Source organism: Pseudomonas sp. BW16M2 (assembly GCF_014268865.1).
Lineage (GTDB): Bacteria > Pseudomonadota > Gammaproteobacteria > Pseudomonadales > Pseudomonadaceae > Aquipseudomonas > Aquipseudomonas peradeniyensis.
Genome location: NZ_JABWRI010000023.1, coordinates 24,398 through 46,387 on the forward strand (window position 1 = coordinate 24,398; position 21,990 = coordinate 46,387).

Sequence of the window (21,990 nt, forward strand, 5' to 3'; positions counted from 1 at the left end):
GGATGGCTGATTGGTCGGGTGTCATGTATGGCTTTTATACCGATATGTCGCTGGAACTGGTGCTCGCGGCATTGACGGAAAAAGCAGCACGTCTGGGGTTTCAGTCGCAGCAGGAGTGCATTCGGGGAGAGGAGTTTATTCTTTTCTATAAAGATGAGGGGATGCTGAAGGCCCACCTTGAGCAAGGTTACAACCTGGGGGCGACGGGCGAGGGGTGCTTTGGCGTTGAGGCAAAGCCAGCAGCGTTGAACGGGATTGCTACGCTATTCGAGTTTGAAGGTGATTCGGATTTCGAACCGTACGATATCAATTTGCGCTTCAATCGAATTTTTTACTATGTATTGGTGTTGCCGGACAGTGTCGATGAATCAGATTTCTGCCAGCGTATACACACTATGTTTTCCGAGACCTTGATGGATTGAGCCACGATCAAGGTCGAGGGTGAAGCGGGCGTATCAATGAGCCTGAAAAGGACGGCTCCGGCCTGGCGACCGTATCTCCTTGTCTACGACATGGCTTTGCGTACAGTGCCTAAGCGAACGCAAAGCGCCCTGCGACCCATCAGGATCGCTGGGCTTGAAGCGCTATCTGCTGATTGGTCAGGACAGCCATGTCGATGTTTTCACCAAAGGCTATCGTTGCACCTTCAGATAGACTGCGGTTTAACGCTTGCCGAGTATCTTCCCCAGCATCTCCGGCCGTGGCGCGCCTTGCTGGCTCTGCAACTGCCCCTGCTCATCCTGATAGAAGATCGCCGGGGTTGCGGCCAGGCCCAGTTCTTCCATCAGCGCCAGATTCGCCTCGAGCTTCTTCTGAACCGCCTCCGGCACCTTGTCCAGCGCCTTGAGCGTGCTGGCCTTGCCGGCCTTCTCGTGTTCCTGCAAGGCCTTGGCCGGGTCCTTGGCGGCGAGCAGCGCGGCGGACTTGCCCGGACTGTCCTCGCGGATGATGCCGACCATGATGTGTCGCAGTTGCACCTTGCCCGACTCGACCCAGGGCCGGGCCTGCTGCCAGAACATGTTGCAGTATGGGCAGTTAGGGTCGCTGAACAGGTAGACAGTGCGTGGTGCGTCCACCTTGCCGTCCTGGATCCAGGCGGTCTTTTCCATCTTCGCCCAGACGGCCTTGCTCATCGGTGCGTACACCAGCTTTTCCAGTGGCTCGGCACTGAGGTCCTTGCCCTGCTCGTCGAACAGGCTGCCCACCAGCACGTGCTTGCCGTCGGGCGTCAGGTACAGGGCGATGCCGTTGTTGTGGTACTCGGCGGCATAGCCGCGCAGGCCGTTGGGGGCGTCGAAGCTGCCCTTGATCACGGCGCCCTTGGCCTGCAGTTGCTGGACCGCTTTGGGCAGTTCCTCGGCGTGCAGCAGGGGCGCGGCGAGCAGGGTGAAGGTCAGGGGCAGCAGCGCATTCAGTCGCATGTCAGTTTCCTTGTGGGGCGGGCGCATCGGCGCGTTCGAAGGGTTCCAGGGCGTGGCGCAGGCTGGCGCGCGACAGTTCGCCCAGGTGGCTGCCGACCAGCCGCCCTTCGGCGTTGTAGAACAGGGTGGTGGGCAGGGCCATGGAGCCGACCTTGCGGGCCAGCTCGCCGGTGCCGTCGAACAGCACGTGGGACAGGGTCAGGCCGGTGGTGGCCATGAAGGTGCTGACGTTCTCCGGGGTTTCTCCCTGGTTGACGAACAGGAAGGTCACGTGGGGGTAGTCGTCCTCGGCCTGTTGCAGCACCGGCATTTCGCGCCGGCAGGGCGGGCACCAGGTGGCCCAGATATTGATCACCAGCGGCCGTCCGCGGTAGCTGTGCAGGGCCACCGCCTGGCCACGGTTGTCGCGCAGGCTCATGTCCGGCAGTTCGGTACCCTTGCTGTAGAGGTGGCTGGCCAGGCTGCCGAGGCCCCAGAACAGCGCGCCGCTGAACAACGCCCAGCCCAGGGGACGGCGCAGACCGGGGCGCCGCCAGCCCTGCCACAAGGTGCCGAGGACGATGCCCAGCAGGCCGCCCCAGAGCAGGAAGCCGCCGTCGCGGATGTCGATGACCTGCAGCGGGTCGTCGCGGTACATCGGCCAGTAGGCCAGGACGAAGCCCAGCCGGGCGAACAGCAGGCCCAGCAGGAACAGGTTGAACAGCGCCGACTCCGGGTTTTCGCCGCCGCGCCTGGCCACCCGCCAGCCGACCAGGCTGGCGATGCCCAGCGCCGCGAGCAGCAGCAGGTGGTTCAGGGCCATGGTCAGTGGCCCGAGGGTGACGGTCAGCATCAGCCTTGGCTCCTGGTCTGGGCCCAGTGTTGCAGGAAACCGGCGGCGTCGATCTCGCCGGTGATGCGGCGGGCGCGGCGCTCGTCGCCTTCCGGGCCGATCCAGATCAGGCTGGGCGGGCCTGGCACCTGGTAACGCTGCAGCAGTTCGCGGCTGGCCGGGGAGTCGGCGGTCACATCCAGGCGCAGCAGGTGCACGCCGGCCAGGCTGGCCTGGACATCGCCACGGCCGAACACCTGCTTTTCCATGACCTTGCACGACACGCACCAGTCGGCATAGTAGTCCACCAGCACCCACTGGCCACGGGCCTTGGCGGCGTCGAGTTCACGCTGCAGGTCGGCCGGCGCGTTCACGGTGACGAAGGCGTCGTGGGCGTTGGCCGGAGCTTGCGCGGTGCCCTTGCCGGCGAAGGGCTGCAGGGGTTGCCACAGGTCGTTGCCCCCGGCTGCGGCGCCCACCAGCAGCAGGCCACCCCACAAGGCGCCGAGCAGGGGAATGGCGCGCAAGGCGGGCAGGCGCTGCAGGGCCGGCCAGGCGGCCCAGCCCAGGGCGATCAGCCAGGCGCCGGCCAGGGCCAGCACCAGGGTTTCCGCCAGCAGGCTACGCACCGTGTACAGGGCCATGGCCAGGAACACGAAGCCGAACAAGCCCTTGACCAGGTTCATCCAGGCGCCCGGGCGTGGCAGGTAGCGGTTGCCCAGGGTGACCAGCAACAGCAAGGGGACGCCCATGCCCAACCCGAGGGTGAACAGCACCAGCGCGCCTTGCAGCACGTCGCCGCTCTGGGCGATGAACAGCAGCGCACCGGCCAGTGGCGCTGTCATGCATGGGCCCAACAGCAGGCCCGACAGGGCGCCCAGCAACGCCGCGCCGTACAGGTTGCCGCCACGGGTGCCTTGCCCGGCGCGGTCGAGGCGGTCACGCAGGGCGGCCGGCAATTGCAGTTCGAAGGCGCCGAACATCGGCAGGGCCAGTAGCACGAACAGGCCGGCCAGGCTGCCCAGCAGCCAGGGCTGTTGCAGCCAGGCCTGCAGGCTGGCGCCCAGCAGCGCGGCGATCACGCCGAGGGCGGCGTAGACCAGTGCCATGCTCAGTACATAGACGCCGGCCAGCCACCAGCCGCGCCGGGCACTGGCGCCATTGCCCAGGACCAGTCCGGCGAGGATCGGCAGCATCGGCAGCGAGCATGGGGTGAAGGCCAGCAGCAGGCCCAGGCCGAAGAACGCCAGCAGGCTCCAGGCCAGGCTGTCCTGTTGCAGGGTGCCGGCCAGGGCTTGGTCGCTGGCCTGGTCGACAGCGGCGGGTGGCGCGGCGCTGCCGCCCAGGGCGATCGGCGTGGTCTGCGGCGGGTAGCACAGGCCGGCGTCGGCGCAACCTTGCCAGCCCAGGCGCAGTTCACCGCTGGCGTTAGCCGGCAGAAGCAGTTCCAGTTCGGTGCGGTACACCGCACTGTCGCCGAAGAACTCGTCGTGATGGTTTTCGGCCTGGGGCAGGGACGGGTGCTGTTCGGCGGGCAGACCGTCGAATTTCAGGCGTTTCTGGTAAAGGTAGTAACCGTCCTTGATTTGGAAATGCAGGCGCATCTGGCCGTTTTCCAGGCGGTCGTGAGTCAGGACGAAGGCCTCGTTGACCGGCAGGAAGTCCGGCTTTACCGCAAAGGGGTTGGCCTGGAGGGGGCCGGCGAGCAGGAATGTCAGAAAGAGCAGGAGAACACGCATGTCGACGCCTTGGCAGAGCTTTGAAGAGGGCCATGCTGGCCTTGGCTCATTAACTGAAGGTTAAGTTGGTCCTAGGACCGGCGGCAGCCTTGTCTGTCCCGATGCTATCAGCCCGACGAAATCCTCCAAACCCGTTCATAATCCCCCCTTAATCGCCACCCTGTGCAATGCCAGCTTCCCCACCCAGGAGAGACCCCCTCATGCACGTTCTGCTCTGCGAGGACGACGACCTGATCGCCAGCGGCATCTGCGCCGGCCTCTCGGCCCAGGGCCTGACCGTGGACCGGGTGGCCAGCGCCTCGCAGGCCCGGCAGATGCTCGGGACCGCGAAGTTCGACGTGATGATCCTCGACCTGGGCCTGCCCGACGAGGACGGCCTCAAGCTGCTGCGCCGCCTGCGCCAGCAGGGCGAGACCCTGCCGGTGCTGGTGCTCACCGCCCGCGACGCGGTCACCGACCGGGTCGACGGCCTGCAGGCGGGCGCCGACGACTACCTGCTCAAGCCCTTCGACCTGCGCGAACTGGCCGCGCGCCTGCACACCCTGCTGCGTCGTGTGGCCGGGCGGGCGGTGAATGTCATCGAGCACGGCCCGCTGCGCTACGACCCCAGCAGTTGCGCGGCCACCCTGGCCGGCCAGGCGGTGGACCTGTCGCGCCGTGAGCAGGCATTGCTTCAGGCCTTGCTGCAGAACCCGGGGCGCGTGCTGTCCAGCGAACAGCTCAAGGACTGCGTCTACGGTTTCAGCGACGAGGTCGAAAGCAACGCGCTGAACGTGCATATCCATCACCTGCGGCGCAAACTGGGCAACAGCATCGTCGAGACCGTGCGCGGGCTCGGCTACCGCCTGGGGCCGGCCCAGGCGCCGGAGGAGGGCGCGTCATGAGCCTGCGGGTTCGCCTTTCACTGATTCTCGGCAGTGTGTTCATCGTCATCTGGGTGCTGGCGGCGGCATGGATGCTGCGCGACCTGCGCCAGCAGATGATGTTTTCCCTCGATCAGCGCCTGGTGGCCTCGGCACGCATGGTCGCGGGGCTGATCGACCAGTTGCCGCAACCACTGACCGCCAAGGGCCAGGACGCGCACTTTTCCGCCGACCAGTTCAGCGTGCCGGACGGCATGGCCTGCCAGGTCAGCTCCCTGCGCGGCGAGATCCTCGCCACTAACCACAAGCACGATGGCACCATGGACGACGAGCGCAGCGGCTTCCGTGACCAGACCATCGATGGCGCCTCCTGGCGTACCTTCACCTACAACCATGGCGATGTGCGCATCACCACCGCCGACCGCCATCAGGAACGCGAGGCGCTGAACCAGTCGATTTTGCTGGCAGCCTCGGCGCCAGTGTTGATGGCCTTGCTGGGCAGCCTCGGGCTGTTGTGGATCGGCCTGGGCAAGGGGCTGGAGCCGCTCAATCGCATGCGTGACGCCTTGCGCAGGCGTCGCGCCGACAGCGTCGAGCCGTTGCAGGTGGCCGGCCTGCCCAGCGAGCTGCAACCGTTGCTCGACACCCAGAACCAGCTGTTCCTGCGCATCGCCCAGACCATCGAGCGCGAACGTCGCCTGACCGACGATGCCGCACACGAACTGCGCAGCCCGCTGACCGCCATCAAGACCCACCTGCAGGTGGCGCGGATGACCGACGGCGCCGTGCGTGAACAAGCGCTGGAGCACGCCGAGCAGGGTACTGATCGCATGCACCGCACGCTGGAGCAGTTGCTGATGCTGGCGCGGGTCGAGGGCAGCCTGTCCTTCGACGATGGCGTGCAGTGCAGTGCCGAGCAGGTTGCCCGGCAGGCCATCGAGGACGCCGGCGGTGGCGACAACCGGCGTATCCACCTGCGCCTGCCCGAGGCGGCGGCCAAGGTCTACCTGAGCATGCCGGCACCGCTGGCGGTGGCGGCGCTGCGCAACCTGCTGGACAACGCCCTGCGCCATGGCGGCGATGCCGCCGTGGAGCTTGAGGTACAGGCGCAGGACGGGCAGGTGGACTTCCTGGTGCGCGATCATGGACCGGGGATTGCCCAGGAAGATCTCGAGCACCTGACCGAACGTTTCTGGCGTAACGGCCAAAGCGGTGGCTGTGGCCTGGGGCTGGCGATCGTCCAGGCCATCGTCCAGCGCTGCGCTGGCAGCCTGCGATTCGACAGCCGGGCCGATGGTTTGCGGGTGAGCCTGCAGGTACCGGCGCGTTCGGGGAGTTGAGTTCGGCGTTGTACCCATCGCGGGGCAAGCCCGCTCCCACGCAGCTTGGCGCATGAGTCTGTGGGAGCGGGCTTGCCCCGCGATGCAGGTCGTACATTCACAACAAATCCCACGACAACCGCTAAATCCGCACCTCGCTGAAGCGTTTTTCAAACGATAAGAACCCGACACACATCCGGTTACAGGGCGCGTGGCGGGCACATTCGCTTGCTTGCGAGGGATTTTCCGATGTCGACCGCTTCCAGCCTTGCCCAGGTGCTGCCGGCCACCACGCCGCGCCCCCTGTACGAATTCGAGGATTCGCCCCTGCTGTTGCGCCAGCAGCAGCAGGAGTCCAACGCCCGCAGCTACCCGCGGCGCATCCCCCTGGCGCTCAAGCGCGCCCGTGGCCTGTACGTCGAGGACGTCGAGGGCCGCCAGTTCATCGACTGCCTGGCCGGCGCCGGCACCCTGGCCCTGGGGCACAACCATCCGGTGGTGATCGACGCGATCCAGCGCGTGCTGGCCGATGAGTTGCCGCTGCACACCCTGGACCTGACCACGCCGGTCAAGGACCAGTTCGTCCAGGACCTGTTCGCTCTGCTGCCAGAAGGTTTGCGCGGGGAGGCGAAGATCCAGTTCTGCGGCCCGACCGGCACCGACGCGGTCGAGGCGGCGCTCAAACTGGTGCGCACGGTCACCGGGCGCAGCACCGTGCTGGCGTTCCAGGGGGCCTACCATGGCATGACCCAGGGCGCGCTGAGCCTGATGGGCAGCCTGGGGCCGAAAAAACCGCTTGGCGCGCTGCTGAACAATGGCGTGCAGTTCCTGCCGTATCCCTATGACTACCGCTGCCCGTTCGGCCTCGGTGGCGAGGCGGGCGTGCGCGCCAACCTGCACTACCTGGAAAACCTGCTGTGCGATCCGGAGGCCGGCGTGGCGCTGCCGGCGGCGGTGATCGTCGAGGTGGTGCAGGGCGAGGGTGGTGTGATTCCTGCCGACATCGAGTGGCTGCGCGGGCTGCGGCGGATTACCGAGCAGGCCGGGGTGGCGCTGATCGTCGACGAGATCCAGAGCGGCTTCGCCCGTACCGGCAAGATGTTCGCCTTCGAGCACGCCGGCATCGTGCCCGACGTGGTCACCCTGTCCAAGGCCATTGGTGGCAGCCTGCCGCTGGCGGTGATGGTCTATCGCGACTGGCTCGACCAGTGGTCGCCGGGCGCCCACGCCGGCACCTTCCGTGGCAACCAGATGGCCATGGCCGCGGGCTCCGCGGTGATGAAGTACCTGGTGGAGCACCGCCTGTGCGAGCACGCCGAGGCCATGGGTCAGCGTCTGCGCGGGCATCTGCAACGGTTGCAGCAGGACTATCCGCAGCTTGGCGACATCCGTGGCCGTGGCCTGATGCTGGGCGTGGAGCTGGTGGATCCGACGGGCAAGCGCGACATCCAGGGCCATCCGCCGGCCTGCCGCAAGCTGGCGCCGAAGGTGCAGCGCGAATGCCTGCGCCGTGGCCTGATCCTCGAATTGGGCGGTCGCCACGGTGCGGTGGTGCGCTTCCTGCCGCCGCTGATCATCAGTGCCGAGCAGGTCGATGAGGTGGCGGCAAGGTTTGCCGAGGCGGTTGCGGCGGCGGTACTGGCTGGCTAAGGCCTTCTCATGGAGCAATACGTAACTTGCTGACTTGACTGGAACAGCGTGGGAGCGGGCTTGCCCTGCGATCACCGGCAAAGCCGGTGCCATAAACCGCATCGCGGGGCAAGCCCGCTCCCACGTTGGTGATGCTTACTCTTCTGTTCCGTAAGTGATCTTCTACAGGGCGCAGGTATCAGTCGAAGGTACGCCCGGCGCGCCAATAACCCATCAGCGTCAGGCTTTCCCTCGGCAATCCGCGCTCCTTGATCAGGTGCCGGCGGATATCCATCACAGTCCCCGATTCCCCGGCGATCCAGGCATGGAAGTCGCCGTGCTCGCCGCTGGCCTGTTCCCACAGGATGCGCTCGTCGATATCCACGTCCTCCAGCTCGACCGTCGACGCGCCGCGCACCGCCGGCAGGCTGGCCAGTTCGCGCACGGCGTGCAGCATGCCCTGGCCATGTTCGCTACGCAGCAGATCGCGCGGCAGCCAATGCAGGCGGGTGGCCGGACTGTGGCGCAGGTCGAGGCAGTCGGCTTCCAGCGGCACTTCGATATAGGCCTCCACCAGCAGTTCCGGCGCGCTCGCGGCCAACTGTTCGAGGATGCCGGCGATGGCTGGCAAGGCGGTTTCGTCACCGACCAGCAGGATGCGCCGGGCGCTGTGCGGTGGCTTCCACTCGTAGCCGCCGGGGTCGTCCGCATAGGCCAGGTTGGGCGCGACCATCTGCAGGCGGTCACCCGGGCGGGCATGGGTGGCCCAGGCCGAGGCCGGGCCATTGACGCCGTGCAGGACGAAGTCCACATCCACTTCGAGGGCATCGCGGCGCAGGGCGCGAATGGTGTAGGTGCGCATCGGTGGCATGTCCTGAGCTGCCAGCTCGCGCCGCGCCTGTTGCCACTGCTCGTGCTTGGGCAGGCTCGGCGGCGCTCCGGCGGGCGTCGGGAACAGCAGCTTGACGCGCTGGTCGGGGGCCAGGGTGGTCATCTGCGCCACGTCCTCGCCGGTGAAGACGAAGCGGCTAAGCGACGGGCTCAGGGGTTCGATGGCTTTGAGGTCGAGGTCGAAGACCCGGTAGGGCGTGGCCTTGATCGGTTGGATCAGGCGATCGAGCAGGGAGGTCATGGGTATGCCTCTGTCAGCGGGAGATACCCAACAGACGAGCATGCCGGTTGGTTAATTAGAAGGCTAAATTTCCTCGGCCCACCTACGTCCTAGCTTGGATAGAAGTCGCGGCACGCGAAGACGGATTGAGGCGCAATGACAATTTCCCGACGAGGATTCATCGCTGGCCTGGCTGTGGCGGGCGCCACAGGCACGGCGGCCTATTACGCGCACAAGCAACTGACCCACGACCCTGAAGACGATATCGTCACGCCCGGCGAAGCCAGCGTGGAGCTGGCCGATTATGCCGGGCAGGTCCTGGCGGACCAGCTGCGCGGCGTGTGGGAGATCCGCTTCGACGGTGCCGAACGAGGACTGGACGGGCTGCCTCAAGAGGGCGTCGAGATGTTCCTCGATGTCGCCACCAAAGGTCGTGGCCTGCGCGGATTCGTCGATACCGGTGAGGGTCTGCGCGGTGCTGCCGAGCCGGCCTATCGTGTGCTCGGTGATCTGGTCGGTGCCAGCAGCACCGAGGTGCGTTGGCGCCTGCTCAGCCAGCACGGCGGGCCAAGCTATGAGTGCGTGGCGAGTCTCGACGAGGTCTGGGCCGAGTTCGCCAATGCCGGCAGCGGCACGCTGAGCGGCCGCGTGCAGCGCCTGGATCGACCACTGACCCTGCCGGTGCCCGACAGCCGTTTTGTCGCGGTCAAGCGTCTGTTCCCCGAGGCCCGTGAGCGTCTGCCTTATACTCCCGAAATGCGCGAGTGGGTGGTCGGCGCTGAACATCGCCTGTTCCACCAGCTCTGGCACGCCACCCGCGACAAGTGGCACAAGCTGCCGGAGAAAAAGCAGGATGCCCTGCGTGGCCTGGGCTGGCAGCCGGGGCCACGGGACCGTGAGCGCGATGCCCGTGGCCCGCGCAAGCACCGCAATGGCTCCGGTATCGATTTTCTGTTCATGCACCGGCACATGCTGATGTATGCGCGCACCTTGCAGGACCTTCCTTCCTGGCAGCGCTTCCCGCTGCCGCAGCCGAGCGTCGAGTTCGATCGAGCAGGTTTCGCCCGCTACTTCGACAACCACGACGGCTACTGCGTGCCGCCAGGCTGGCAGGCCCCGGGCGATGAAGCCTATGGGCAGTGGGTCGGGGCGATCAAGGCAGGTGAGACCTATTGCAGCAACTTCCAGGTGTGGGAGTCGCAATACCAGGACCCGGTGTACCTGTCGAAACTGACCCTGGGCGCCTTCGGCTCGGAACTGGAGATGAACCTGCACGATTGGCTGCACATGTGCTGGGCTTCGGTGCCGCGTGATCCGAACAATGGCGCGCCAGTGCCATTCGCCCGCGACCAGGCGGATTTCGCCGCGCGCTGGTTCGAGCCTGAGAACGACTTCCTCGGCGATCCGTTCTCCTCCCATGTGCACCCGGTGTTCTGGGGCTTCCATGGCTGGATCGACGACCGCATCGACGACTGGTTCCGTGCTCATGAGCGTCACCATCCCGGCCAGGTGCGGCGCCTGGAGGTCAACGGTGTGCCGTGGTTCGCTCCAGGCCGCTGGGTAGAAGTCGATGACCCCTGGCTAGGGCCGGACACCCATGGCTGCAGCACGCAACCGGGGATGCGTCTGGGCAAGTCGGTGGAGATGGACGTGGAGACCATGAAGCTTGCCTTGCGCATCACCTTCGGTGCCGACGACAAGATCGAGAACCTGCTGCGCAAGGTGCCGCAACGGCCCTGGTATGCGCGGCACCTGTCATTGAAGAATATTGTTTCCTGAGTGACCACGCCCACCTGAGGGGATAGCCCGTCCCTTGGAGGTGTTGTCACGGGACAGGCCCTTCAGGGAATGGGCCGCGCAGCGGCCCCGATTGTTCTTCTGGTTAACAAAACATAACGTCCCGCTCGTTGTGTTCCGCCGAACAACCCCGATACGATGGCCCGAAGCTATTCCAGGGCTCTGGAACAGGGTTTTCACAGCACCTGGCAATAGATTGACCCAGCACAAGAACACAACAGGGGGCAGTCATGAGAGAGCGGGCAAGGGCACGCTACAGCCTGGCGGCCAGCGCGATGCTGGCGCTGACGCTGAGTATCGGGGCCGGGCAAGTCCTGGCGGCGGTGGCCGCCGAGGAATACTCGGTGGAGTCGGCCAAGGCCAGCCAGAGCCTGTTGATCGGCGCCACCCATGCCGGGCAACGCCTGGTGGTGGTCGGCGATCGCGGCCACATTCTGTTCTCCGACGACCAGGGCAAGACCTGGACCCAGGCCCGGGTCCCCACCCGGCAACTGCTCACCGCCGTGTTCTTCCTCGACGACAAGCGCGGCTGGGCCGTCGGCCACGACGCGCAGATCCTCGCCAGCAGCGACGGCGGCGCGACCTGGAGCAAGCAGTTCGAAGACCTGTCCCGCGAGGCCCCCTTGCTCGATGTGCGCTTCCTCGACCCGCAGCACGGCTTCGCCGTGGGCGCCTACGGTGCCCTGCTGGAGACCCTCGATGGCGGCCAGCACTGGCAGGACGTCGCCGAGCGCCTGGACAACCCCGAGCAGTTGCACCTCAACGCCATCACCTTGGTGAAAGACGCCGGCCTGTTCATCGTCGGCGAGCAGGGCGGCATGTTCCGCTCCAGCGACGCCGGCCAGAGCTGGGCCAAGGTCCAGGGCCCCTACGAGGGCTCGCTGTTCGGCGTGATCGGCACCGCCCAGCCCAACACCCTGCTGGCCTACGGCCTGCGCGGCAACCTGTTCCGCTCCACCGATTTCGGCGACAGCTGGCAGCCGATCGAACTCAAGGCCGAACGCGGCCCGCTCGAATTCGGCCTGGCAAGCGCTACGCTTCTCGAAGACGGCAGCCTGGTGCTGGTCGGCAACGGCGGCAGCGTGCTGCGCAGCCATGACGATGGGCAGAGCTTCAGCGTGCGCAACCGCGCCGACCGCATCGCCCTGTCGGGCGTCAGCGGCCTGGGCGGTGGCGGCCTGCTGCTGGTCGGGCAAGGGGGCGTGCACCGGGCCTCGGCCGACGGCACCCAGGAGGCGCGTCCATGACCAGCCGGGAGAGCTTCGACATGCAGCACAAGGACAAGGCCACCCTGCTGGAACGCCTGATCTTCAACAACCGCCCCATCGTCATCGCCATCTGCGTGCTGGTGAGCATCTTCCTGTTCTGGCAGGCCACGCAGATCCGCCCCTCCACCAGCTTCGAGAAGATGATTCCGCTGCAGCATCCGTTCATCGAACAGATGCTCGAGCACCGCAACGACCTGGCCAACCTCGGCAACACCGTGCGTGTGTCGGTGGAGTCGACCAAGGGTGACATCTTCGACAAGGACTACATGGAGACCCTGCGTCAGATCCATGACGAGGTGTTCTACATCCCCGGCGTCGACCGCGCGGGGCTGAAGTCGCTGTGGAGCCCCAGCGTGCGCTGGAGCGAGGTCACCGAAGAAGGCTTCTCTGGCGGCGAGGTGATCCCCAACACCTACAACGGCTCCCAGGACAGCCTCGACACCTTGCGCGACAACGTGCTCAAGTCCGGCCAGGTCGGGCGCCTGGTGGCCAACAACTTCAAGTCCAGCATCATCGACATCCCGTTGCTGGAAAGCTACCCCGACCCGCAGGACCCGGGGCGCCAGGTCAAGCTCGACTACCAGCAGTTCTCGCACCAGCTGGAAGAGAAGATCCGCGACAAGTTCCAGGCGCAGAACCCCGACGTCAAGATCCATATCGTCGGCTTCGCCAAGAAGGTCGGCGACCTGATCGACGGCCTGGTGATGGTGGCGATGTTCTTCGGCGTGGCGCTGGTGATCACCTGGGCGCTGCTGTACTGGTTCACCTGGTGTATCCGCAGCACCATCGCCGTGCTCATCACCACCCTGGTGGCGGTGGTCTGGCAGCTGGGCCTGATGCACGCGGTGGGCTTCGGCCTGGACCCGTACTCGATGCTGGTGCCGTTCCTGATCTTCGCCATCGGCATCTCCCACGGGGTGCAGAAGATCAACGGCATCGCCCTGCAATCCAGTGACGCCGACAACGCCCTGACCGCGGCGCGGCGCACCTTCCGCCAGCTGTTCCTGCCGGGGATGATCGCCATCCTCGCCGATGCCGTGGGCTTCATCACCCTGCTGATCATCGACATCGGGGTGATCCGCGAGCTGGCCATCGGCGCCTCGATCGGCGTGGCGGTGATCGTCTTCACCAACCTGATCCTGCTGCCGGTGGCGATCAGCTACGTCGGCATCAGCCAGAAGGCCATCGCCCGCAGCAAGAAGGACGCCACCCGTGAACACCCGTTCTGGCGCCTGCTGTCCAACTTCGCCAGCGCCAAGGTGGCGCCGGTGTCGGTGGTGCTGGCGCTGCTGGCCTTCGCCGGCGGCCTCTGGTACAGCCAGAACCTGAAGATCGGCGACCTCGACCAGGGCGCGCCGGAGCTGCGCCCGGACTCGCGCTACAACCAGGACAACAGCTTCATCATCAGCAACTATTCGACCAGTTCCGACGTGCTGGTGATCATGGTCAAGACCCCGGCCGAGAGCTGCTCGATCCACTCGACCATGGCGCCGATCGACGAGTTGATGTGGACCATGGACAACACCCCGGGGGTGCAGTCGACCATCTCCCTGGTGACCGTGTCGAAACAGGTCATCAAGGGCATGAACGAAGGCAGCCTGAAATGGGAGACCCTGTCGCGCAACCCGGACATCCTCAACAACTCGATCGCCCGCGCCGACGGCCTGTACAACGCCGACTGCTCGCTGGCGCCGGTGCTGGTGTTCCTCAACGACCACAAGGCCGAGACCCTGGAGCGGGTCACCGCCGCGGCCAAGGCCTTTGCCGACAGCCACAACAAGGAAGGCCTGCAGTTCCTCCTGGCGGCGGGTAACGCCGGCATCGAGGCGGCCACCAACGAGGTGATCAAGTCGGCCGAGCTGACCATCCTCATCCTGGTCTACATCTGCGTGGCGGTGATGTGCATGATCACCTTCCGCTCGTTCGCCGCGACGCTGTGCATCGTCCTGCCGCTGGTGCTGACCTCGGTGCTGGGCAACGCGCTGATGGCGTTCATGGGCATCGGCGTGAAGGTCGCCACGCTGCCGGTGGTGGCGCTGGGCGTGGGCATTGGCGTGGACTACGGCATCTACATCTACAGCCGCCTGGAGAGCTTCCTGCGTGCCGGCCTGCCGTTGCAGGAGGCCTACTACGAGACCCTGCGCTCCACCGGCAAGGCGGTGCTGTTCACCGGCCTGTGCCTGGCCATCGGCGTGTGCACCTGGATCTTCTCGGCCATCAAGTTCCAGGCCGACATGGGCCTGATGCTGACCTTCATGCTGCTGTGGAACATGTTCGGCGCCCTGTGGCTGCTGCCGGCGCTGGCGCGGTTCCTGATCAAACCGGAGAAGCTGGCGGGCAAGGAGGGTGGTTCGATCTTCGCTCACTGATCGAGGTCTGATCGCGGGGCAAGCCCGCTCCCACGACCTACCTGGCGTGGGAGCGGGCTTGCCCCGCGATGCGTATAATGGCGGCCATTTTTCTCAATCGGTGCCTCCATGACCACCCTCGCCACCGCCCTCGCATCCTGCGACATGCTCCTGATCGACGGCCTGCACGCCTTCGACTTCACCTTCGACGCATCCGGCCTCACCATCGAATGCATGGACGGCCGCCAGCTGCGTCGCTGGTCCTTCACCCCCGACCAGATCGCCGCCGCCACCGGCACGGGCGACGACTGGAGCCTGGCCAGTGACGAAGGCGAGCATCGTCTAGTCTGTATGAGTGCTTTTCGTGCCCCGGATGAAGAAGACGATGAACAGGAAATGGACACGCCTGCTGACCGCTAGCCTCATGGCTTTGTCAGTCAACGCCCAGGCCGCCACGTTGCTGGTGGGCAGCTACACCGATAACGGCAGCGAAGGGATCTACCGCTACGACTTCGATTCCCGCTCGGGGCAGATCGACGCCACGCCCCGGCAGGTGGTCAAGAGCACCAGCCCCTCGTGGCTGGTGCTGTCTGCCGACCAGCGCCAGTTGTTCGCGGTCAATGAAACGCCCAAGGGCCAGGTCAGCAGTTTCTCGCTGGGCAAGCAGGGTGAGATCAAGCTGCTGAACCAGGTGCCCAGCCAGGGCGACGAGCCGACCCACGCCAGCCTTAGCCACGACCAGCGCTACCTGTTCGTTGCCAACTACGCCGTTGCCCCCGACCCCGGAGGCAGCCTGGTGGTGATCCCGGTGGCCCGGGACGGCAAGCTCAAGCCGGTGGTGCAGCAGGCCCGGCATGCGCCGAGCAAGGTCAATCCCGAGCGCCAGGCCGGTGCCCATGTGCATTCGCTGGTGTTGTCGCCCGATGGCCGCCACCTGTACGCCAGCGACCTGGGCGCCGACAAGGTATTCATCTACCGCTACGACGGCGCCAGCCCCGAGCATCCGCTGAGCCCGGCGATCCCGCCCGCAGTAGACCTGCCACCGGGCAGCGGCCCGCGTCACCTGCTGTTCGACGCCAAGGGCCGGCATGCCTACCTGACCCTGGAGATGAGCGCCGAGGTGGTGGTGTTCGATGTGCAGGACGGTGCGCTGACCGAGCGCCAGCGCCTGCCGCTGACCGAAAGCACGGACGCTGCGGCTAAGGCAGCTGGCGGCCTGCACCTGTCGGCCGATGGGCGTTTCCTCTATGTCAGCAACCGTGGTACCGCCAACGAGATCGTGGTGTATGCCGTGGGCAAGGACGATGGCCGGCTCACCCTGCTGCAGCGCCGTTCGGTGGAGGGCGACCATCCCCGGGAGTTTGCCCTCGATCCGGATGGCAACTACCTGCTGGTGGCGAACCAGAAGAGCAACCAGATCGTGGTCATGCGCCGCGATCCGCGTAGCGGCAAGCTGGGGGAGACGGTGCAGAAGTTGCCCCAGCAGGCGCCTTCGGATCTCAAGTTTTTGGAATGATCCTGCGTTTGCCCTGTAGGAGCGGCCTTGTGCCGCGAAAGGGCCGCAGAGCGGCCCCAGGATTTCAGCGTTAATGCATCAATCGCCGGGGCTGCTGTGCAGCCCTTTCGCGGCACAAGGCCGCTCCTACAGGGGACGCGTGTCCAATTATCGATGGGGGTGATATTCGCTACTGCTGCAATGAATTTTTCCAGGCAGACGCATCGGCGTAAGTTTTGACCCAAGGCCCCGACGGGCCAACGTCAACCACCGAAGTCGAGGTCAGCCCACATGAACTTCAATCTCTTCCCGGTCATCGCCGCATCCGCCATCTCCGCCTCCGTCGTACTGCCGGCCCACGCCCAGCTGGAGCAAAGCGCCAAGGCGTCCAACACCCACAGCTACACCCAGAAGTACCTGCAGCAGAGCGCGCATTTCCATGCCGCCCTGAGCAAGCACGTCAATTGAGTGTGTAAAGCCATTGGTAATAGCACAATGCCATGTGATTTAATTTGACGCTAATTTTTTGACTCGCCAAAGGGGCAGAGCATGATGTGGCGTATCACGGCGGTAGTGCTGTTGTTGATGTCCGCGCCGATCCTGGCGCTTTGAGCGACACGCTGTCTCACTTGGCCATCACGGCCTTGAACAGCGGCGATGCCAGCCAGCCCTGCAACCAGCTCCGCAACCGCGGATAAGCCGCCTCGGCGAACCATTCGGGTTCGACCCCGGCAAACTGGCGCATCAGGGGCAGCAAGGCGGCGTCGGCCAGGCTTGGATGAGCGGCCAGCAGGTAGGGCCTGTCTTCGAGCAGGCGTTCCAGCTCGGCCAGCCAGGGCTCGGCCTGGGCGCGGTAGTGCGCCCGGGTGTGCTCGGGGTAGCGCTCGGCGTACTTGTACCGGTTCACCTGCGCCTTGAAGGTGCCGTCGTTGCGCGCGATCAGCGTTTCGGCCTGCTGCGCCGCTGCGGGATCGGCCTGCAGGCGCCAGTCCTCGGGGTCATGTCGGGCCAGCGCCCAGCGCATGATGTCCAGGCTTTCCTCCAGCACCGCATCCCCGGTATCGAGCACCGGCACCGTGCCCTTGGGCGACAGTGCCAGCAGCTCGGCCGGCTTTTCCTTCATCTTCACCTCGTGGACCTGCACGTCGCAGCCAGCGTAGCGCAGGGCCAGGCGCGCGCGCATGGCCCAGGGACAGCGGCGGAACGAGTAGAGGATCACCCGCACACCTCCACGTCGCTCAGGCCATTGCCCTGGCGGCGCACCTGGATCTGCACCGGAATGCGCTCGTGCATCTCCTGCACGTGGGAGATCACCGCCACCTTGCGCCCCTGGGCCTGCAGGCCGTCGAGGGCGTCCATGGCCAGTTGCAGCGACTCGGGGTCGAGGCTGCCGAAGCCTTCGTCGATGAACAGCGATTCGATACGCAGGGTGCTCGACGCCATGGATGCCAGGCCCAGGGCCAGGGCCAGCGACACCAGGAAGGTCTCGCCACCCGACAGCGAATGCACCGAACGCAGCTCGTCGCCCATCTCGGTGTCCAGCACCAGCAGGCCCAGGGCACTGCCGCCGCGCTTGAGGCGATAACGCCGGGCCAGCTGGCGCAACTGACTGTTGGCGTGGTGCAGCAGCAGGTCGAGGTTGTAGCCCTGGGCGATCTTGCGGAACACATCGCCCGAGGCCGAGCCGATCAACGCATTCAGGCGTGCCCAACGTTGCCATTGCTGGTAGGCCTGGTCGATCTGTTCGGCCAGGGCCTGGCTGGCCTGTTGCCGGCGCTGGTCCTCGGCCTGTTGGGCGCGCAGCTCGGCGCATTGCTGCTCCTGGGCGGCCAGCTGTGCGGCCAGCTCGGCGAGGGCGGTTTCCAGCGCTTCGACGGGCAGCTCGCCATGGGCCTGGGCAGTGTGTTGCTGCAGTCGCTGCTCACGTTCTCCTAGCAACACGCGGCCTTGCTCGACGGCTTTTTCCGCGGCCTGCAGGCGTTGGCGCAGTTCGCTCACCTGGCTGTCGTCAATCGCCAGCAGGCGGTCGAGGCCGGCGTCGTCCAGCTCCGGGTGTTCGCTGCGCCACTGGGCGATTTCGCCTTGCAACTGCTGGTGCTCCTGCTCCAGTGCCTGCTGGCGTTGCTGGTTGGCCTTGAGCTCGCCGGCCAGTTGCACACCTTGGGTGTGCAGCGCCTGCAATTGCCGGGCGCTTTCAGCCTCGGCGGCGCGGGCCTGTTCCAGCTGGGTGTCCATGTGCTGCTGCCAGGCTTCGGCGCTGGGCTGTTCGCCGAGCAGTTCGCCCAGGGTGGCCTGGGCCTGGCGGCGTTGTTCGTCCAGCACGGCGAGCTTCTGTTGCAGCTGCTGCTGGCTGTGCAGGCGTGCCTGTTGCTGATCGCGTTGTTTGTCCAGCTGGACCTGGCGAGCCTGTTGTTCTTCCAGCTCGTCCTTGCGCAGGTCGAGTTGCTGACGGCGTTGGGCTATCTGCTGGTCGAGGCCGAGGAACGCATTGGCCGGGTCGTCGCGCAGGGCCTGGAGAATGTCCGGGGGCAGCACGCTTTCGAGGCTTTCGAGGGCCTGCGCGAGTTGCTGCTCGTCGGCGGCCAGGGCCTGGTGCTGTTGGTCGAGGTGGCGCTGGGCCTGTTGCTGGGCTTCGCCGGCGGCCTGCAATTGCTGGGTGAGGCGGGCGGCATCTTTTTGCAGGGCGAGCAGGGCGCCCTGACGTTTCTCGTCGCGGTCGATCTCGTCGCCGAGTCGACGCAGCTGGCCGTCGAGCCACTTGCCACGGGCGCTATCGTCCTGCGGCGCCAGCGCTGGCCACAGGGCATGGGCCTGGACCTGCTCGAGCACGGGCTGCAACTGCTCGCCCAACTGCTGCTGTTGCTGCTGGTAGTCCTTTAGCTGGGCGTTGACCACGCCCAGCTGGGTGCGCAGCTCCACCAACCTGGTATTGAGCTGTTCGACCTGCTGCTGCGCCGCCGCTTCCTCGGCCTGGTCGTGGCGCCCGAGGCTGTGCAGCAACGCCTCGGGTTGATGGAACGGGTGCTCGGCGCTGCCGCACACCGGGCAGGGTTCGCCATCGCGCAGCTGGGCGCGCAGTTCCTCGACGCTGGTGTTGCGTGCCAGGCGCTGGCGCTCGAGCAGTTGGCGGGTGAGGGTCAGCGCCTGCTCTGCGTTTTCCAGTTCGGCCTTGGCCGCCGTGCCTTCGCCGATCAGTTGCTGGCGCTGCTGCATGGCCTGTTGCTGGCGCTCGCGCAGTGCATCGAGGCCGTTGCGCAGTTCCATTTCGCGGCCATGCAGACGCGACAGTTCTTCGACCGCGCGTTGCTGCTTGCGGTTGTCCTGGAGCATGGCGCCGAGCAGGTCGATCTGCTCGGCCAGCGTCTGGGGCTCGGCCCCGGCCTCGCGGAACATCAACTCGAAATGCTCGCGCTGGGCTTGCAGCTGGGCGTTGGCCTGACTGGCCTGGGCCTGCAGGCCGGGCAGCTCTTCGCGGCCCTTGGCCAGGCGGCCGCCGATCAGCATCACCTGCTTGAGCTGTGGCAGGTAGGCCTGCCAGGCGTCGGCCAGGCTGCCGAGCGGTTGGCTCTCGGCCAGGGCGCCGTCGATCCTGGCCAGTTGCTCCAGGCTGCGCTGCTGGTTGTCCTCCAGCTGCTGCAGTTGCTGCTGGGCTGCACCGACTTCCTGTTCGGCCTGGGTGCAGGCTTCCCGTTGTTCGGCAAGCTCCTTGTCCAGGCGCGCCAGGTCGCCCTGGGCGGCGAAGGCCTGGCGCAGGCGCGGGGCGTTTTCGCCGTGCAGGGCCTGGTGCTGGACCAGGTGCTGGCGGGCCGTTTCCAGGGCCTGCTGTAGCGCGTTGGTGTGTTGCTGCAGCTCGGTTTGCTGGCGCAGTTGCTGGTCGATATCGGCCAGCACCGGGGCCAGTTGCCCGGCCAGGTGCTGCTGGCGGTGGAACTGGTGGCGCTGGGGCGCCAGGCGCTCCAGGCGTTGCAGGTCGACGCGCTGCTCGGCCAGTTGCTGCCATTCGTGTTCGGCGTTTTGCAGGGCCGTGCCGGCTTCGCTGTGTTGGGCCTGCAGGCGCTGTTGTTCGGCAAACCAGGTGCGTTGCTGTTCCAGCTGGCGCTGGCGCGTCTGCTCGGCCTTGAACTGTTGCTGGGCCTGTTCCAGGGCCTGGTCGAGGGCGGCGCGGGCTTCGGCCGCCATCGGCAGCAGGTGCTCGGCCTGCTTCTTCAGGTCGTTGTGAACCTCGCCGGTTTCCCGCGCCTTGCTGAAGGCGCGTTGGCCCAGGCGGGTGTAGATCGCGGTGTTGGTGAGTTTTTCCAGCAGTTCGCTGCGCTCACGGTCGTCGGCCTTGAGGAAAGCACCGAACTCGCTCTGGGCTAGCATCACCGCGCGGGTGAACTGCTCGAAGTTCAGGCCCAGGCGGGCCTCGACCAGTTGCTTGTACTCGTTCTTGCCGCTGCCCAGCAGTTGCTCGCTGTCCAGGTCGTAAAGGCTCTGGCGGCTGTTCTGCAGTTTGCCGGTGGCCTTTTCGCGGGCGCGGTTGGCTTCCCAGCGGGCGCGGTAGCGGCCGCCGTCGATGCCGACGAAATCGACCTCGGCGAAGCCGCTGCCGGTGCCGCGACGCAGCAGGTTACGCGGATCCGAGGTGGGGATCTCGCCGTCGGCGTCCGGCACCTTGGCTTCCCGGGCGATGTCGTTCAGCCGCGGCACGCTGCCGAACAGGGCCAGGCACAGGGCGTCGAGCAGGGTGCTCTTGCCGGCGCCGGTGGGCCCGGTGATGGCGAACAGGCCGGCGCTGGCCAGGGGCTCGGCGGTGAAGTCGATATCGATCGGGCCGGCCAGCGAGGCCAGGTTCTTCAGGCGGATGGCGAGGATCTTCATGCCTGCTGCTCCTCTTGCAGGACGTCCTGCAGCAATTCGGCGAAATCGGCCAGGGCCTGGTCGTCGGCGGGGTTGCCGTAGGCCTGCTCCCAGGCACGGCCGAACAGGTCCTGCGGGGTCATCTGGGCCAGCTCGACGAAGGCTTGCTCGTCGTCCTCGGCACGGCCACTGCCGGCGTATTCGGCGCTGATGCGCACCAGGCGCACGGCCTTGCCCTGCAGGGCGCCTTCGATCTGCTGGCGCAGGTCGGGCTGCGGCTCGTCCAGACGTACCCGCACCTCCAGCCAGGGCTGGCGGTTGGGGTCTTCGAGCAGGTCGATCACCGGCAGTTGCCCGAGCTGTTCGAGCAATTCGCCCAGCGGCGCCGGGCCGACCCGTTGCAGGGCCACCGCGCGGGGCACCGGGCGCGGCTCGACGCTGACCAGCTCGGCGCCGTCCAGCTCCACTTCCAGGACCTGGTGCGGGTAGTTGATCTCGGCGAACGACAACGGGATCGGCGCGCCGCTGTAGCGGATGCGGTTCTCGCGGTTGACCTTCTGCGGCTTGTGCAGGTGGCCAAGGGCGACGTAGCTGATGGCCTTGTCGAACAACTTGGCCGGCAGGGCTTCGGCGTTGCCGATGATCAGGCTGCGCTCGGAGTCCTCCGAGATGCTGCCGCCGGCCATGTGCGCGTGGCTGATGGCGACCAGCGCCTGGTCTTTCTTGCGCTTCTTGCGCGCTGCGGTGATCAGTTGCTCATGGACCTGGTTGATGCCCTGCAGGTAGTCGTCGCCCAGCGCGGGGCCGGTGACTTCGGCGGGGCGCAGGAAGGGCAGGGCCAGGCACCAGGCGCCGACCTTGCCACGGGCGTTGGTCAACGGGATCAGCAGCCGCTCGGTGTCCAGCTGGCCCTCGTCGAGCCAGTGCACCCGGCCCAGGGCGTGGGTGCGCAGGCGGCGCATCAGTGGCGCCGGCAGCTCGATGCGCGAGCCTGAGTCGTGGTTGCCGGCGATCATCACGATATCCAGCTTGGGCTGTTGCTCGTGGGCCTGGACAATGAAGTCGTAGAGACGCTCCTGGGCTTTGACCGGCGGGTTGACCGTGTCGAAGATGTCGCCGGCGATCAGCAGCGCGTCGGGTTGGCGCAGGCGCAGCTGGCCGAGCAGCCAGTCGATGAAGCAGGCGTGTTCGAAATCGCGTTCCTGGCCATGCAGGCTCTGGCCCAGGTGCCAGTCGGAGGTGTGAAACAGACGCATGGAAGATCCGTTGGGTGGGCGGCAGGGGGCGTTTGGATTAGGGCGCTATGGTAACTCATCGCGGGGCCGTGGGAGCGGGCTGGCCCCGCGATGA

17 protein-coding genes are annotated in these 21,990 nt (G+C 66.3%); 10 read left to right on the forward strand and 7 right to left on the reverse strand.

Annotation, left to right across the window (positions count from 1 at the left end; all coding sequences use genetic code 11):
• The first annotated feature begins 2 nt into the window (after positions 1-2).
• On the forward strand, positions 3-422 hold the full coding sequence (locus tag HU735_RS19135; RefSeq protein WP_186714784.1) for a hypothetical protein: 420 nt from the start codon (positions 3-5) through the stop codon (positions 420-422).
• A 240-nt stretch (positions 423-662) separates the two neighbouring features.
• Here HU735_RS19135 and dsbG read toward each other — a convergent pair whose 3' ends face one another.
• The 3 genes from dsbG to dsbD are packed head-to-tail and all read right to left on the reverse strand — an operon-like array spanning position 663 to position 3,971.
• Positions 663-1,421, reverse strand: a complete 759-nt coding sequence (dsbG, locus tag HU735_RS19140) for a thiol:disulfide interchange protein DsbG (RefSeq protein WP_186714785.1) — start codon at positions 1,419-1,421, stop codon at positions 663-665.
• A gap of 1 nt (position 1,422) precedes the next feature.
• Positions 1,423-2,253 carry a TlpA disulfide reductase family protein gene (locus HU735_RS19145; RefSeq protein WP_050706561.1) on the reverse strand — a complete coding sequence of 277 codons (831 nt, stop codon included), beginning with the start codon at positions 2,251-2,253 and terminating at the stop codon, positions 1,423-1,425.
• Complete coding sequence (gene dsbD / locus HU735_RS19150; protein ID WP_186714786.1) at positions 2,253-3,971, reverse strand: protein-disulfide reductase DsbD; 1,719 nt, start codon at positions 3,969-3,971, stop codon at positions 2,253-2,255. Before dsbD ends, HU735_RS19145 begins: the two co-directional genes overlap by 1 nt.
• A gap of 200 nt (positions 3,972-4,171) precedes the next feature.
• On the opposite strand from dsbD, the gene HU735_RS19155 reads away from it, so the two are divergent.
• The 3 genes from HU735_RS19155 (at position 4,172) to HU735_RS19165 (ending at position 7,803) form a co-directional block, all read left to right on the forward strand.
• Positions 4,172-4,855 carry a response regulator transcription factor gene (locus HU735_RS19155; RefSeq protein WP_186714787.1) on the forward strand — a complete coding sequence of 228 codons (684 nt, stop codon included), beginning with the start codon at positions 4,172-4,174 and terminating at the stop codon, positions 4,853-4,855.
• Positions 4,852-6,174, forward strand: a complete 1,323-nt coding sequence (locus HU735_RS19160) for an ATP-binding protein (protein ID WP_186714788.1) — start codon at positions 4,852-4,854, stop codon at positions 6,172-6,174. The genes HU735_RS19155 and HU735_RS19160 overlap by 4 nt, the downstream gene beginning before the upstream one ends.
• A gap of 228 nt (positions 6,175-6,402) precedes the next feature.
• Complete coding sequence (locus HU735_RS19165; RefSeq protein WP_186714789.1) at positions 6,403-7,803, forward strand: aspartate aminotransferase family protein; 1,401 nt, start codon at positions 6,403-6,405, stop codon at positions 7,801-7,803.
• 178 nt (positions 7,804-7,981) lie between these two features.
• Here HU735_RS19165 and HU735_RS19170 read toward each other — a convergent pair whose 3' ends face one another.
• Complete coding sequence (locus tag HU735_RS19170; RefSeq protein WP_186714790.1) at positions 7,982-8,914, reverse strand: siderophore-interacting protein; 933 nt, start codon at positions 8,912-8,914, stop codon at positions 7,982-7,984.
• 135 nt (positions 8,915-9,049) lie between these two features.
• On the opposite strand from HU735_RS19170, the gene HU735_RS19175 reads away from it, so the two are divergent.
• The 6 genes from HU735_RS19175 (at position 9,050) to HU735_RS19200 (ending at position 16,269) form a co-directional block, all read left to right on the forward strand.
• Entirely contained in the window at positions 9,050-10,672 is a 1,623-nt protein-coding gene (locus HU735_RS19175; protein ID WP_186714791.1) for a twin-arginine translocation signal domain-containing protein, read from the forward strand.
• A 248-nt stretch (positions 10,673-10,920) separates the two neighbouring features.
• A complete protein-coding gene (locus HU735_RS19180; protein ID WP_186714792.1) occupies positions 10,921-11,937 on the forward strand; it encodes a YCF48-related protein in 1,017 nt (338 codons plus the stop codon).
• Positions 11,934-14,327 (forward strand): RND family transporter, encoded by a 2,394-nt coding sequence (locus HU735_RS19185; protein WP_186714793.1) that lies wholly within the window; start codon positions 11,934-11,936, stop codon positions 14,325-14,327. The genes HU735_RS19180 and HU735_RS19185 overlap by 4 nt, the downstream gene beginning before the upstream one ends.
• Before the next feature lie 108 nt (positions 14,328-14,435).
• Positions 14,436-14,726: a DUF5629 family protein gene (locus HU735_RS19190; protein WP_186714794.1), complete on the forward strand. Its 291-nt coding sequence runs from the start codon at positions 14,436-14,438 to the stop codon at positions 14,724-14,726.
• A complete protein-coding gene (locus HU735_RS19195) occupies positions 14,692-15,822 on the forward strand; it encodes a lactonase family protein (protein ID WP_186714795.1) in 1,131 nt (376 codons plus the stop codon). Before HU735_RS19190 ends, HU735_RS19195 begins: the two co-directional genes overlap by 35 nt.
• Positions 15,823-16,092: 270 nt before the next feature.
• A complete protein-coding gene (locus HU735_RS19200) occupies positions 16,093-16,269 on the forward strand; it encodes a hypothetical protein (RefSeq protein WP_186714796.1) in 177 nt (58 codons plus the stop codon).
• Between the two features lie 157 nt (positions 16,270-16,426).
• Here HU735_RS19200 and HU735_RS19205 read toward each other — a convergent pair whose 3' ends face one another.
• The 3 genes from HU735_RS19205 to HU735_RS19215 are packed head-to-tail and all read right to left on the reverse strand — an operon-like array spanning position 16,427 to position 21,896.
• Positions 16,427-17,020: a glutathione S-transferase N-terminal domain-containing protein gene (locus tag HU735_RS19205; protein WP_186714797.1), complete on the reverse strand. Its 594-nt coding sequence runs from the start codon at positions 17,018-17,020 to the stop codon at positions 16,427-16,429.
• Positions 17,017-20,661, reverse strand: a complete 3,645-nt coding sequence (locus HU735_RS19210) for an AAA family ATPase (RefSeq protein ID WP_186714798.1) — start codon at positions 20,659-20,661, stop codon at positions 17,017-17,019. Before HU735_RS19210 ends, HU735_RS19205 begins: the two co-directional genes overlap by 4 nt.
• The gene (locus HU735_RS19215) at positions 20,658-21,896 is read right to left on the reverse strand and encodes an exonuclease SbcCD subunit D C-terminal domain-containing protein (RefSeq protein ID WP_186714799.1); all 1,239 of its coding nucleotides are present in this window, start codon (positions 21,894-21,896) and stop codon (positions 20,658-20,660) included. Before HU735_RS19215 ends, HU735_RS19210 begins: the two co-directional genes overlap by 4 nt.
• Positions 21,897-21,990 lie beyond the last annotated feature (94 nt).